11 protein-coding genes are annotated in these 13,154 nt (G+C 72.9%); 3 read left to right on the top strand and 8 right to left on the bottom strand.

Features of this window, described 5'->3' with window-relative positions; genetic code table 11:
- Positions 1–25: 25 nt before the first annotated feature.
- The 5 genes from Cco03nite_RS31560 to Cco03nite_RS31540 all read right to left on the bottom strand — a co-directional run bounded on the left by Cco03nite_RS31560 (position 26) and on the right by Cco03nite_RS31540 (position 5,512).
- On the bottom strand, positions 26–676 hold the full coding sequence (locus Cco03nite_RS31560) for a hypothetical protein (RefSeq protein ID WP_203696892.1): 651 nt from the start codon (positions 674–676) through the stop codon (positions 26–28).
- Entirely contained in the window at positions 673–3,402 is a 2,730-nt protein-coding gene (locus Cco03nite_RS31555) for an FtsK/SpoIIIE domain-containing protein (RefSeq protein WP_239167817.1), read from the bottom strand. Before Cco03nite_RS31555 ends, Cco03nite_RS31560 begins: the two co-directional genes overlap by 4 nt.
- Positions 3,395–4,402: a hypothetical protein gene (locus Cco03nite_RS31550; RefSeq protein ID WP_203696890.1), complete on the bottom strand. Its 1,008-nt coding sequence runs from the start codon at positions 4,400–4,402 to the stop codon at positions 3,395–3,397. The genes Cco03nite_RS31555 and Cco03nite_RS31550 overlap by 8 nt, the downstream gene beginning before the upstream one ends.
- Before the next feature lie 154 nt (positions 4,403–4,556).
- Positions 4,557–4,817 carry a hypothetical protein gene (locus Cco03nite_RS31545; RefSeq protein WP_120318357.1) on the bottom strand — a complete coding sequence of 87 codons (261 nt, stop codon included), beginning with the start codon at positions 4,815–4,817 and terminating at the stop codon, positions 4,557–4,559.
- Between the two features lie 92 nt (positions 4,818–4,909).
- Positions 4,910–5,512, bottom strand: coding sequence for a DUF4126 domain-containing protein (locus Cco03nite_RS31540; RefSeq protein ID WP_203696888.1), 603 nt, complete (start codon positions 5,510–5,512; stop codon positions 4,910–4,912).
- 71 nt (positions 5,513–5,583) lie between these two features.
- Here Cco03nite_RS31540 and nucS point away from each other — a divergent pair, with 71 nt between their 5' ends.
- On the top strand, positions 5,584–6,243 hold the full coding sequence (gene nucS / locus Cco03nite_RS31535) for an endonuclease NucS (RefSeq protein ID WP_203696886.1): 660 nt from the start codon (positions 5,584–5,586) through the stop codon (positions 6,241–6,243).
- Positions 6,244–6,401: 158 nt separating this feature from the next.
- Here nucS and Cco03nite_RS31530 read toward each other — a convergent pair whose 3' ends face one another.
- The 3 genes from Cco03nite_RS31530 to Cco03nite_RS31520 all read right to left on the bottom strand — a co-directional run bounded on the left by Cco03nite_RS31530 (position 6,402) and on the right by Cco03nite_RS31520 (position 9,877).
- Positions 6,402–7,901: an aldehyde dehydrogenase family protein gene (locus Cco03nite_RS31530; protein ID WP_239167816.1), complete on the bottom strand. Its 1,500-nt coding sequence runs from the start codon at positions 7,899–7,901 to the stop codon at positions 6,402–6,404.
- A gap of 41 nt (positions 7,902–7,942) precedes the next feature.
- Positions 7,943–8,629, bottom strand: a complete 687-nt coding sequence (locus tag Cco03nite_RS31525) for an SDR family NAD(P)-dependent oxidoreductase (RefSeq protein ID WP_203696884.1) — start codon at positions 8,627–8,629, stop codon at positions 7,943–7,945.
- A 171-nt stretch (positions 8,630–8,800) separates the two neighbouring features.
- Positions 8,801–9,877, bottom strand: a complete 1,077-nt coding sequence (locus Cco03nite_RS31520; RefSeq protein WP_203696882.1) for an RNA ligase (ATP) — start codon at positions 9,875–9,877, stop codon at positions 8,801–8,803.
- 345 nt (positions 9,878–10,222) lie between these two features.
- On the opposite strand from Cco03nite_RS31520, the gene Cco03nite_RS31515 reads away from it, so the two are divergent.
- Entirely contained in the window at positions 10,223–11,110 is an 888-nt protein-coding gene (locus Cco03nite_RS31515) for an alpha/beta fold hydrolase (RefSeq protein ID WP_203696880.1), read from the top strand.
- Between the two features lie 202 nt (positions 11,111–11,312).
- Entirely contained in the window at positions 11,313–13,106 is a 1,794-nt protein-coding gene (locus Cco03nite_RS31510) for a 3-hydroxyacyl-CoA dehydrogenase family protein (RefSeq protein ID WP_373314374.1), read from the top strand.
- The last annotated feature ends 48 nt before the right edge of the window (positions 13,107–13,154 follow it).

Raw genomic sequence — 13,154 nt, 5'->3', positions numbered from 1 at the left:
AGGCGGGGGTGGGGTGGGGGTGGGGTTAGGCGAGGGTTAGGGCGGTGGTGGCGAGCATGCCGGCCAGGATGGTGAGGGCGATGGCGCCGGGGTCCAGGCGGGCGCCGAACCAGCGGTCGGCGAGCTCGCCGGCCGGGAGCAGGCCGGACAGCGGAGCGCCGAGCAGGACGAGCCAGCCGGCGATGAGGCCGACCGGGCCTTGGTTCTGGAGGAAGGCGGCGAGCAGGGTGACCACGGCGGAGCAGGCCGCGCCGAGGGCGAACAGCAGCGGCAGGATCAGCGGGGGCAGCTTCTCGCCGCCGCGCTGAGCCCGGTCGATGCGGGCGGCGGCGGTCTCCAGCAGCGCGATCGGGTCCGTGGTGGCGGGGGAGTCGGGCAGCGGCAGTGGTGGCGGCACCGGGCCCAGGCGGCGGCCGCGGCGGCCGCGTACCTGCTTGAGCTCGTCCCAGAGGGCGCCCGCGGCGAGGTCGGTCTGGGCGACCAGGCGCTGCGCGTGGGCCATCCGGGCCGTCGCGGCGACCACCGCGTCGTCGGCCGCGGCGAGATCGTGCTCGATGGTGGCGATGCCGTCCGCGTGGGACTGGACGGCCGCGGTCAGCGCCGTCTCGTGCCGCCGGGACGCGGCGACCAGGTCGGCGATCAGCGCGCGGTAGCGGACCGTCGGCGGGGAGGTCACGGGGCCACCTCGTACGGGATGATGATCTGGGCGCGGTGGTGCACCGAGCGGTCGAAGTGCAACGCGCGGTTGAGCCGGGGGAACCAGGCCGGGCCGCCGGGCTGCGGGTAGAGCGCGGACAGCTCGGGCCCGTGCACGTCGAGCGCCACCCACGCGCCGATCGCGTCGAAGCGGGCCCCCGGTCCGCCGAGGTCGTCGCGCAGCCGGGCCACCGTGCGCCACCAGCAGAGCAGGTGGGTACGCCGCTCCGGCCCCCGGGAGAGCACGGTGCGCAGCAGCTCGTGGCCGCTGGGCAGGCCGGGGCCGGGTCGGGCGGCCAGCCTTGTCGCGACGGCGTCCAGGGCGAAGCCGAACACGTAGTGCGGTACGGCGGCCTGCCCGCCGGGCTGCTCGCCGGTGTCCCGGGCCAGTTCGGCGAGCAGGCCGGTGACGCCGTCGGCGTCGTACCAGCCGCAGCGGTGGCGGGCGTCCAGCACCGCGTGCAGCGACTTGGCGGGCGTGGTCGCGTCGGAGTCCAGGCACAGCACGCTGAACCGGGCCGAGCCGGGCGTGTGCTGGCTGCCCAGCGCGTGCCCGGCGGCGAGCAGCACCGCGCAGGCCTCGTCGGCCCGGGTGCCGAGCACGGCCAGGTTGCGGCCGGGCGCTCGGTTGAGCCGCAGCGTGGCGGGGCGGCCCGCGACGTCGATGGTCTCGCCGAGCAGGGCGACCGCGCCGACCGCCGCGGGCAGTTCCGGCGCGGGCGGCGGGGGCAGCAGCGGGAACAGCGGGCGGGAGTCGCCGTCGAACAGCCGGGGCGGCTCGGCCCCGTCCGGCCGGGCCGACCACAGCTGCTCCTGCAGCCCGAGCCAGGTCGCCCGGTCACCGGCGTCGGGCAGCCGCACGACGGTGTTCGCCGACGGCACCCCGGAGTCGGCGTTGACCACGGCGTGGCAGCGCGGGATCAGCTCCGCGGCCAGGTTCACATCGGACAGGATGCGGCGCGCCTTGGGCAGCGCGACGCGCAGCGTGAACTGCGAGACCAGCCCGGACCGGCCCCACAGCGCCTCGATGCCGGACACGTCCTGGCTGGCCAGCACCAGGTGGATGCCCTGCGAGCGGCCCCGGCGGGCCAGGTCCTCCAGCAGGTCGACCGCCTCGCTGGTGACCGCGTCGCGCGCGCCCAGCAGCACCTGGAACTCGTCGATCACGGCGACGATGCGCGGCCAGGCGCCCTGCGGGTCCTCGGCCCGCAGCTCGGCGAGCTTGGTCGCCTCGTGCTGCTTGGCGGCGGCGGCCCGGCGCTTGAGCTCCTCGGCGAGGTGCCGCAGCAGGGCCAGGCCGAACTCGCGGTCGCTGTTGACGTTGACGCCGACCAGCCGCACCTGCGGCAGCCAGCTGGGGTCGCGGGTGCCGGGGGCGAAGCGGGCGAAGGACACGCCCTCCTTGAAGTCCAGCAGGTACAGCGACAGCTCGGTCGGGGAGTAGCGGGTGGCGAGCGCGCCGAGCCAGCAGTAGATCAGGTTCGTCTTGCCGGAGCCGGACGGGCCGCCGATCAGCGCGTGCGGCGGGTCGTCGCCGAGCACCAGCTCGACCAGCCGGCCGTCGGTGCCCTCGCCGATCGGCGCGCGTAGCGACTCGGCCGAGGACTGCTGCCAGATCTCGTCGGGTAGCAGAGCGGCGAACGGCACCGGCGGCGGCCCGGCGGTGGCCTGCTCGGCCAGCGCCCGGCAGACCCCGGTGACCAGGGCGGCGCCGGGCGGGGCGTCGAGGCGTACCGGGATCTCGCCGGTCAGGCTGGTCCGCGCCGTGCCGCCCGCCCGCAGCGCGATCGTCTCGACGTCGGCGTCCGTGGCGAGGTCGAACCCGCGGCTGATCAGGTGCACCCCGGCGGCGACGCCGGTGCGGGTGACCCGGTCGAGCTGGGCGCGCTCGGCCTTGGACAGCTCCGCGCCGTTCGGGTCGGCCAGCAGCACCGCGACCCGCCAGGGCTCGGGGCGGCGGCCGGTCTCCGCGGCCAGCTCGGCGACGCTCAGGTAGACCCCGCCGAGCACGTTCTCGTTGATCCGGCGGATCTGCTCGGCGAGGTCGTCGAGCAGCGGGGCGAGCCCGCCCGGCCCGAGGTACGAGATGAGGCCCGCGGGGGCCAGCGGGGCCAGCCCGGCCAGCGCGCCGCCGAGCCGGCCCGGGTCGTACACGCTGATCCGCAGCGAACCGGGCGGCACCGACGCCAGCGCGCGCAGCAGCAACGCCCCGATCAGGGCGTCAGCCGCGGCCGTGCCGTCGCCGGACACGTACAGGTGCGCCGTGTCCAGCAGCGGCACCAGGGCCGGGACGGCCGTCGGCGGAGCCGGCTCCTGCACCAGCGCGCCGATGCGCAGCAGCCCGGGGGTGAGCCCGGCCTGCTGCTCCGGCTTCATGCCGGGCCGCCACGCCGTCCACGGGCTGCCCGCGGTGCCGGGCGCGGCCGCCTCGGCGAGCCCGAGCAGCCCTCGGCCGAGTTTCGCGGTCTCCCGCTCCCGGCGGGCGCGGGCCTCGGCCAGTGCGGTGTCCCGCGTGACCAGCAGCTCGTCGCGCCGGATCGGGGCCGAGCGCCGGACGGCGTCGAGCTGCGCGAGCGCCGCGACCCGGGCCGCCCCGGTCGCGGCCAGCGACGCGCGAGCGGCGTGCCGGGCCGCGGCCAGTTCCCTGCGTACCGCCGCGACGATGCCTCGGCTGGTCGGCGCAGTCGCGGCGTCCGGCTCAGCCACCGCTGCGGCGGCGCGTGGGCTGCGTGACGCGGCCCAGCTCGTCGACGGCGGAGCGGCGGCGGCCGCTGTCGGTGATGCGCAGCGCGGCCCGGTGGGCCTCGGCCCGTTCGGCGGCCCGCTGCTGGGCGGCCCCGGCGGCGGCCCGTTCGGCCTCGATGATCTGGTTCAGCTCGTCGGCCGGCCGGCCGTTGGCCCGCAGCAGCGCGGCGACCAGCAGCGCGGCGGCGGTCGCGGCGTCCACCGGGTGGGTGGGGGCCCGGTCGGCGGTGCGCTGGGGCGTGGTGTGGCAGACCCGCGCCACGATCTCCGCGGCCGCCTCGGCGGGCAGCGCCGGGAGCAGCTCGGCGGGCAGCGGCAGGGCGGCCCGGCGTACCCGGGCGAGGTCCTCCAGCCGCGGCGGGTAACCGACGAGGTCGGCGGCGAGCCGGCGCAGCAGCGGCGGCGCGATGGCGGCCAGGCCCAGGCCGACGGCGGGCCCGGCGGCGGCCAGGTGCCGGTGCAGGCGCCTGCGGTCGCCGTCATGGGCCGCCTGTACGCAGCGGCGCAGCAGCTCGGCGCTGGACTGCGCGGCGTCGGCACGGTCGCCGAGCAGCGTGGATGCCGAGAACTCCTCGCCGGTCAGCGCGGTGACCCGCTCGCCCCACCAGTCGGCCAGGCGGCAGTCGGCGGAGCCGCTGGCCTCACCGCGCGGAGCCTGGGCGGGTACGGCGCTCTGCCAGCCCTCGTGGTGGTGGGCCTGGGCGTCGATGGGCATGCCCAGGGCCAGCGCGTACTCGTCGAGCCGGTCCTGGGCGACGCGCAGCGCGGCGGCGGCGTGGTCCAGACGCTCGACGGCGCGGCTCAGATCGGGCACGCTGACCGGGGTCGCGCTGTGGTGCAGCACCCAGGCCAGCAGCCCAGTGGCGCTGCGCAGGCGCTCGGCGGCCGCGGAGACCTGCGGCAGCGGCAGTTCCTCCCGGGCCACCCGGAGCTGGTCCGCAAGATCTTGAACAAGACTCATGCCGTCGCCTCCTCGCTGCGCTCGTCACCGACGGCTGACCGGAGCCTGCTGATTCGCTCACTACGCTCGCTCATACCGTCGCCTCCTCGCTGCGCTCGTCACCGACGGCTGACCTGAGCCTGCTGTTCGCTCACTACGCTCGCTCATGGGGTGCTCACAGCGTCGCGACGTACGACTCGGCCTGCTCCACCGCGTGCAGCGTCGCGGTGAGGCACTCCTCGAGTTCCGAGGCGGCCTGGGCGAGCGCGGCCTGCGCGGCGGTCACGGCCTCGTGGCCGGACCCCTCGACCGCGGTGGCGAGGCTGAGCTGCGCCTCGCCGAGCCGGTCGTTGGCGGAACGGACCGCGTCCTGGCCCTCCTGCACGTGCAGCATGGCGGCATCGATGGCGGCTTTGACCTCGGCGACGCTGGCCACGAGACCTCCACGGGGGATCGGATGGATTTCCTCCGCGAGAGTATGACCTTTTGGCCCGTTTATCACGCTTTCGCCACGCCTGGTGGCTAGAGCTACTTTTCCGACAGTGCCCCGATCGCGCGACGCTGCCGCCGCCTTCGCGAAACCGTCGTCATCCACCAGACCAGCCCGATCAAGAAAATGACCACGAGGAACGGGATGATGATGGCGACCACCGAGAGTCCCACGCTCGCGCCGTCCTCGACCGTCGACACGACGGGAGCCGCGACACCCAGCGTGGCCGCGTTCATCACCGGCCGGGCCGCCGCCTTGGTGCCGTGCACGGTCAACGCGATGAGCAGACCGATCACGATCGGTATCCACAACTTCTGCGTCCACAGCGCCGACGGGTCGGTGACCGTCACCGTTTCGGAGCCCGACCCCGCCGCGAAGGCCATGCCGCCCGCGGTCGGCCGGACCACCGTCTGCACCACGTCGTTGACGCTGTCCACCACCGGCACCTTGTCCGCGACGAACTCGATAGCCAGGAGCACCGCGAGGATCAACATCACCCAGCCGTTGCTCAACCAGGACCAGGCGGAAGGGAGATTGATCAGGTTCGTGTACCGGTCCAGCATGCCGATCACCAGAAGCGGGATGTACGCATTGAGTCCCGCGGCGGTTGCCAGCCCCGTGCCGGTCAGAAGTTCGAGCACGCCCCAAGCATGCCCCGCGCGCGCAACGGACGCGAACGCTACGACGGATACGCGTCCCTTAGGCTGGTTCGGTGCGTCTCGTCATCGCCCGGTGCACCGTCGACTACGTCGGACGGCTGTCATCCCACCTCCCCTCCGCCAAACGCCTGCTCATCGTGAAGGCGGACGGTTCGGTCTCGATCCACGCCGACGACCGGGCGTACAAGCCGCTGAACTGGATGAGCCCGCCCTGCAAGCTCGTCGAGGAGCCCGGCGTCTGGCGCGTGGTCAACAAGGCCGGCGAGGAACTCAGGATCGCCCTCGAAGAGATCTTCGAGGACACCTCCCACGTCTTCGGCCCCGACCCCGGCCTCCAGAAGGACGGCGTCGAAGCCCACCTCCAGGAACTCCTCGCCGCCGCCCCCCACACCTTCGGCGAAGGCTTCACCCTGGTCCGCCGCGAATACATGACCGCCATCGGCCCCGTAGACCTCCTCTGCCGCGACGCCTCCAGCGCCCACGTCGCCGTAGAGGTCAAACGCCGCGGCGAAATCGACGGCGTGGAGCAGCTCACCCGCTACCTCGAACTCCTCAACCGCGACCCCCTGCTGGCCCCCGTAGCCGGCATCTTCGCCGCCCAGGAGATCAAACCCCAAGCCCGAGTCCTCGCCGAAGACCGCGGCATCCGCTGCGTCGTCGTCGACTACGACCGCCTCCGCGGCACCAAAAAAGACGAACTAACCCTCTTCTAACTTCTAACCCCCAAGATCACGACGATCTTGCGTGACGTGGGTGCGACACGCCCGAAACGGGCAAATGGGCAACAGTTCGCGCAAGATCGTCATGATCATGGCTGCGAAAGCGTGAGCCCCCGGCGCGCGGTGCGCCGGGGGTCGTGGTCTGTTCGGGGTCAGCGGTTTCGGCCGTGGAGGAGTTTGGTCACGGTCAGGGCGAGTTTTACGGCTGAGGGTTTGCGGTCGAAGGTCAGCAGGGCGGGGAGGCTGGGGAGGCGGCGGCGGGCGATGGCCTTGGCGCGGGTGAACTCGCGCAGGCCGTCGGCGCCGTGGATGCGGCCGAAGCCGGACGCGCCTACGCCGCCGAAGGGCAGGGTGGGCAGTACGGCGAAGGAGAAGGCCGAGTTGACGGCGGTCATGCCGGTCTTCAGACGGCGGGCGATGGCCATGCCGTGGCGCTTGGAGAAGACCGCCGAGCCGAGGCCGTACGCGGAGTCGTTGGCCAGCGCGATCGCCTCCTCGACCGAGGCGACCTTGGTGACGGTGATGGTCGGGCCGAACGTCTCCTCGCGGACGGCGGCCGAGGACTCCGGCACGTCGACCAGGATCGTCGGCTTGACGTACGCGCCCTGCACCGAGTCGGGGCCGCCGAGCAGGGCGCGGCCGCCGCTGCTCAGGGCGTCGTCGATGTGGCGGGCGATGATGTCGCGCTGGCCGGGCATGGTGATCGGGCCGACCTGCTCGCCGACGGTCAGCTTCTCGGTGCGGGCGACGAGCTTGGCCACGAACGTGTCGTAGACCCGCTCGTGCACGTACGCCCGCTCGATGCCGACGCAGGCCTGCCCGGCGTTGAAGTTCGCGCCCCAGGCCGTCGCCTCGGCCGCCGCGTCGAGGTCGGCGTCGTCGTCGACGATCAGCGCGTCCTTGCCGCCGCACTCGATCAGCACGGGCGTCAGCGTCTCCGCGCAGGCCGCCATCACCTTGCGGCCGGTCGCCGCCGAGCCGGTGAAGGCCAGCTTGTCCACGCCCGAGCGGCACAGCGCCGCACCGGTCTCACCGGCGCCGTGCACGATCTGCAGCACCGGGTGCTCCGGCACGACCTCGTTGAACGCGTCCACGTAGAACTGGCCGACGGCGGGGGTGTACTCGCTGGGCTTGAAGACCACGGCGTTGCCCGCGGCCAGCCCGTACGCGATGGAACCGAACGGGGTGAAGATCGGGAAGTTCCACGGGCCGAGCACGCCGATGACGCCGAACGGCTGGTACTCCAGGTGCGCGGCGTACTCCGACTGCATCAGCGAGCCGCCGACCCGGCGCGGGCCGAGCACCTTGCGGGCGTGCTTGGCGGCCCAGGCGGCGTGGTCGACCGAGACGACGATCTCCAGCAGCGCCTCGTCGACCGGCTTGCCGCCCTCGCGGTGCATCAGCTCGGCCAGCTCCTGCATGCGGGCGACCAGCAGGCTGCGCCAGCGCAGCAGCCGCCGGCGGCGCTCGCGCCAGCCCAGGCCCGCCCACCAGACGCTCGCGGCGCGGGCCCGCTCGACGGCGGCGGCCACGTCCGCGGCGGAGGCGACGGGCAGGCGGGCCACCTCATCACCGGTGGCGGGGTTCGTCGAGATCAGCTCGCCGGCCTCGACGACACTCGCGCCGGGCGGCAGGGATGAGGTGGTGGTCACGCGCGCAGTCTAGGCCTACTCACGAGTAATCCGAAACATCCTCACGCCTGGAGATGGTCCTCGATCAGCCGGGCCGCGACCGCCGCCGGGTCCGGGAGCTCGTTGTTCTCGTACAGGTCGAGGAAGCGCTGCTGCCCCGCGAACCGGGCGGACCGGATCGTCTCCTGCATACCCGTGTCCATCACGCCCGGGTTGACGACCTCCACCCTGATCCGCGGATCGTCCGAGCACTGCTCGGCCAGGTGCGCGAAGAACTCCTCGGCCCCGCGCTTGGTCGCCGAGTACGCCGACCAGCCGTCGATGACCCGGTGCGCCGCACCCGAGGAGACGAACATGATCACAGCGCGCGAGGCGGTGGCGGGCAGCGCCGCCAGCAGCGAGTTGGTCAGCAGCATCGGCGCGGTCAGGTTCACCGCCACCGCGTTGGCCAGCTCGTCGGGTTCCAGGTCCCCGATCGGCCCGATCGGGGCGACCACCGCCGCGTTGTGGATCAGCACCACCTCGTCGGCGTCCTCGAACAGCTCGCTCAGCTCGGACGCGTGCGGCAGGGTGGACGGCTCGGCCAGCTCGCAGTGGCGCAGGATCAGCCGCTTGCCGGCATTGATGCGCTGCGCGTCGGTGAAGCCGCGACCCAGCGCGAGCACCACGGTGTCCTCGTCGGTCTCGAACTGGTTGAGCAGGGCCTCGCCCAGCCCGCGGGACACACCTGTGATCACGACATAACGCACGCTGACAGGCTAATGCCTCACCCCCACGAAGCACGCGACCGGCTCGAACAACGGACTCGGGCCAGATCTTGACGGTTTCTCGCCGCCCAGGCGACGAGAAACCGTCAAGATCCGAGCTCGTGGCCCTGGCGGGGACGGCGCGGCGGCCGGTCCGGGTGGGCCAGGAGGTGGTCACTCGTACTCGGTGCCGCCCTTGCGGGTCAGGTAGGCCGGGGAGACGAGCTTGCCGATGGCGCGGCCGCCGGTCACCGGGCTGTAGCGCTCGGGCACCGAGCGCACGACCAGGCCCTCGCGCAGGTTCGCGCCCGTGCCGGACACCGTCTCGACGCCGTCGGCCAGCGCGATCAGCTCCTGCTCGTCGTACTCGCCCCGGTACAGCACCGGCACCAGCGGCACCCCGTGCTCCGCGGCGAGCGGCGCGTACTCGTCCAGCGTCAGCCAGCGCACGCCGTCCCCGGCGTCCACGCACACGTCGAACACCGCGTACCCGGGGCGCACCCCGGCGTTCGCGCCGTACGGCAGATCCTGCACGCCCCGGCCGAACACCTCGCCGAACACGCCGACCCGGGCCGCGCCGAGCGCGGCGGCGACCGCCCCGGCGAACGCGGGCACGTCGAAGGTCCGGACCGCGCGCCAGTAGAGGTTGGCGCCGGTCTCCTTGATGGCCAGGCGCTGCTTGCCGAAGCCCTTCGAGGACGCGTACACCGCGCCGGTCGCCGCGACGTACGTCATCAGCGTCGCCGAGCCGTGGATCTTCTCGGTGGCGATCACCGGCTCACCGGCCGTGAACAGGTCCGGGTAGCGGCGGATGTTCTCCACCTCCAGCCAGGGCAGCAGGTCGGCGGCGGGCGTCATGTCCCCGGCGAGGTGCACCGGCACCGGCGGGTTCCACTTGACCACGCCGAGCACCTCGGCGAAGTCCGTGCCCGCCGCGGCCGCCTGGCCGAGGTCCAGGTCGGACAGCGCCTTGGGCAGGCAGACGATGCCCTGGGACAGCTCGCCGCGCAGGCGTACCGCGGTGATGCGGTCCTTGCTCGCGCCGGCGAGGCGTCCGGTGAGGCCGAGTTCGGCGATCAGCGGCTCCGGCAGCACGGAGCCCTCGGGCAGGTACACGGCGTGGTCCCCGGTGCGGAAGGCGCCCTTGGCGACCACCGCGCGCAGCCGTCCCACCTCGGCGAGTTCGAGCGCGTCGGCATTGGGGTGCGGGTGGATCACCAGCCGTTCCGCGGTGACCTTGAGTGTCGACATGCCGAAGATGCTCCCGCCCCCGCATGCCCGCAGCAACCGACTATCCAAGAGCAAGGAAGGGCACCTTCACATCGCTATGTGTTGTAGAAGGTGCCCTTCCCATCTTTGGCGGAGAGACGCCCCTGCTCAGGGCGCGGTCCGGTGTGCCGCGACGGTGCAGACCGGATCGTGCCGCGCGGCGCCGTCCTGGACGGCCACGGGAGCGATCGCGATGCGAGCACCGCCGACGGTGCGGCCGACGACGGCGTGCGGCACCGTCCGGCGGCCCGGGATGTGTGGGCGGACACCACTGGCAGGATGCGCGTGGTGTGGCAGCATCCGGCGCACGGCGAGTGGGGAGCGGTGATGGGCGACGTTGTGGCGTACCGGATGGAGGGTGTGCCCGTGCGCGGCGGCGAGCTGCGGGTGGGCGTCTGGGGTGAGCGCGGTCCGGTGATCGTCGCGGTGCACGGCATCACGTCGTCGCACCTGGCCTGGACCCTGATCGGGCCGGAGCTGGGGCGTGACCACCGGGTGGTCGCGGTGGACCTGCGCGGCCGGGGCGGGAGCCGGGACCTGCCGGGGCCGTACGGCATGGCCGCGCACGCCGCCGACGTGGCCGAGGTGATCCGGGCGTACGCCGACGGACCCGTGCTCCTGGTCGGCCACTCCATGGGCGGCTTCGTGGTCGCCGAGACCGCGCGCCGCTTCCCCGACCTCGTCGAGCGCCTGATTCTGGTCGACGGCGGGGCCCCGCTACCGCTCCCGCCGGGCGTCGACCCGTCGGCCGGGCCGGCCGCGCTGGAGGAGGCCATCGCCACGACCGTGGGCGCCGTCTTCGCCCGGCTGACCATGACCTTCCCGGACCGGGACGCTTACCTGGCGCTGTGGCGGCAGCACCCGTCGTTCGGCCCGTGGCCCGAGGGAGCGGACGCGTATCTCGCGTACGACGTGGTCGGGCAGGAGCCGGAGCTGCGCGCCGCGTGCCGGATGGAGGCTGCGGTCCGCGACGGCCAGGACCTCTACGCGCTGCCGGGCATGGCACCCGAGCCCCTGCCCCGCCCCGCCGTGTTCCTGCGCGCCCCGCGCGGCATGTTCGACGACCCGGACGCCCCGCTCTACCCGCCGGGCCGGGCGAGCGAGTGGCTGCCCGGCGTGACCGAGTCGGACGTGCCGGATGTGAACCACTACACGATCACCCTGGGCCGCGAGGGCGCCGAGACCGTGGCCGCCGCCGTCCGCGCCGCGCCCTGACCCACCCGCGCGGCCTCGTGGCCTGCGCCGACGCCGCCCGGAAAGTTAAGAAGGGCACCTTGTACATCGCGGAGCGATGGCAAGGTGCCCTTCCTTCACTCGGTACGTGACGAGTGGCTATGTTCACTTGCGGCACAGGGTGTGGGGACGCAGGGGCTCTGGCAGACTCCCGAGTAACCTTAGCGATCGTTCGGGAGATGGGATGGGCACTGTGGCTCGCGAAATCAACACGGTGGGCGTGGTCGGCCTCGGCACCATGGGCGCCGGCATCGTCGAGGTATTCGCGCGCAACGGCCTGAACGTCGTGGCCGTCGAGATCAGCGAGGGCGCGCTGGAGCGGGGCCGGGCCAACCTGTCCGGCTCGACCGACCGCGCCGTGGCCAAGGGCAAGCTCTCCGAGCAGGACCGGGACGCGCTGCATTCCCGAGTCGACTTCCAGGTCGGCCTGGCGGCACTGCACAGCGTCGACTTCGTGATCGAGGCGGTGCCCGAGCACCTGGACCTCAAGCAGGCGATCTTCGCCGAGCTGGACAAGGTCTGCCCGCCGCACGCCATCCTCGCCACCAACACCAGCTCGCTGTCGGTCACCGAGATCTCGGTCGCCACGCACCGGCCCAACCAGGTCATCGGCGTGCACTTCTTCAACCCCGCGCCGGTGATGAAGCTGGTCGAGATCATCCGTACCGTGGTGACCGCGCCGGAGGTCGTCGCCGACGTGGAGGCGCTGATCGCCCGCCTCGGCAAGACCGACGTGACCATCAGCGACCGGGCCGGGTTCATCGCCAACGCGCTGCTGTTCGGTTACCTGAACCACGCCGTGACGATGTTCGAGAACCACTACGCCACCCGCGAGGACATCGACGCGGCCATGAAGCTGGGCTGCGGCCTGCCGATGGGCCCGCTCGCGCTGATGGACCTGATCGGCCTGGACACGGCGTACGAGATCCTGGACACCATGTACCGCCGCGGCGGCCGCGACCGCCGGCACGCCCCGGCCCCGCTGCTCAAGCAGATGGTCACGGCGGGCCTGCTGGGCCGCAAGTCCGGCCGCGGCTTCTACACGTACGAGAAGCAGGGCTCGCCGGTCGTGGTGGCCGACGAGCTGACCCCGGCCGCCGGGGAGCACGAGGCCGCCGCGCGCCCGATCGGCAGCGTCGGCGTGGTCGGCTCGGGCACCATGGCCACCGGCATCATCGAGGTCTTCGCCAAGGCGGGGTACGAGGTGCTGAGCGTGACCCGCGGCGCGGAGAAGTCCGCGAAGGTCTGCGAGTCCGTGAAGACCTCGCTGAACAAGGGCGTGGTGCGGGGCAAGCTCAGCGAGGCCGACCGCGACGCGGCGATCAGCCGGATCACCTGGTCCACCAACCTGGACCACCTGGCCGACGTGGACATGGTGGTCGAGGCCGTCGTCGAGGAGCTGAGCGTCAAGAAGGCGCTGTTCGCCAGCCTCGACGAGATCTGCAAGCCCGGCACCGTACTGGCCACGACCACGTCGAGCCTGCCGGTCGTCGAGTGCGCCATGGCCACCCACCGCCCCGCGGACGTGGTCGGCCTGCACTTCTTCAACCCCGCCCAGGTCATGCCGCTGATCGAGGTCGTCGCGACCATCCGTACCAGCGCCGCCACCCTGGCCACCGCCGACGCCGTGGTCTCCAGCCTCGGCAAGACCGCCGTGGACTGCGCCGACCGCGCCGGCTTCATCGTCAACGCCCTGCTCTTCCCGTACCTCAACGACGCGGTGAAGATGCTCGAAGCCAGCTACGCCACCGCAGACGACATCGACGCCGCCATGAAACTCGGCTGCGGCTACCCCATGGGCCCCTTCGAACTCCTCGACGTGGTCGGCCTGGACGTCTCCCTCGCCATCCAGCGCGAGCTCTACCTCGAACTCCGCGAGCCCGGCTTCTCCCCCGCCCCCCTCCTCGAACACCTCGTCACCGCCGGCTACCTAGGCCGCAAAACCGGCCGCGGCTTCCGCGACCACACCCACCGCTGACCCGGACCCCGGCGATCTTGCGTGAACTGTGGGGATGACACGCCCTAA

The organism is Catellatospora coxensis (assembly GCF_016862635.1).
GTDB classification, from domain to species: domain Bacteria; phylum Actinomycetota; class Actinomycetes; order Mycobacteriales; family Micromonosporaceae; genus Catellatospora; species Catellatospora coxensis.
This window is presented reverse-complemented; position numbering and strand designations above follow the sequence as displayed.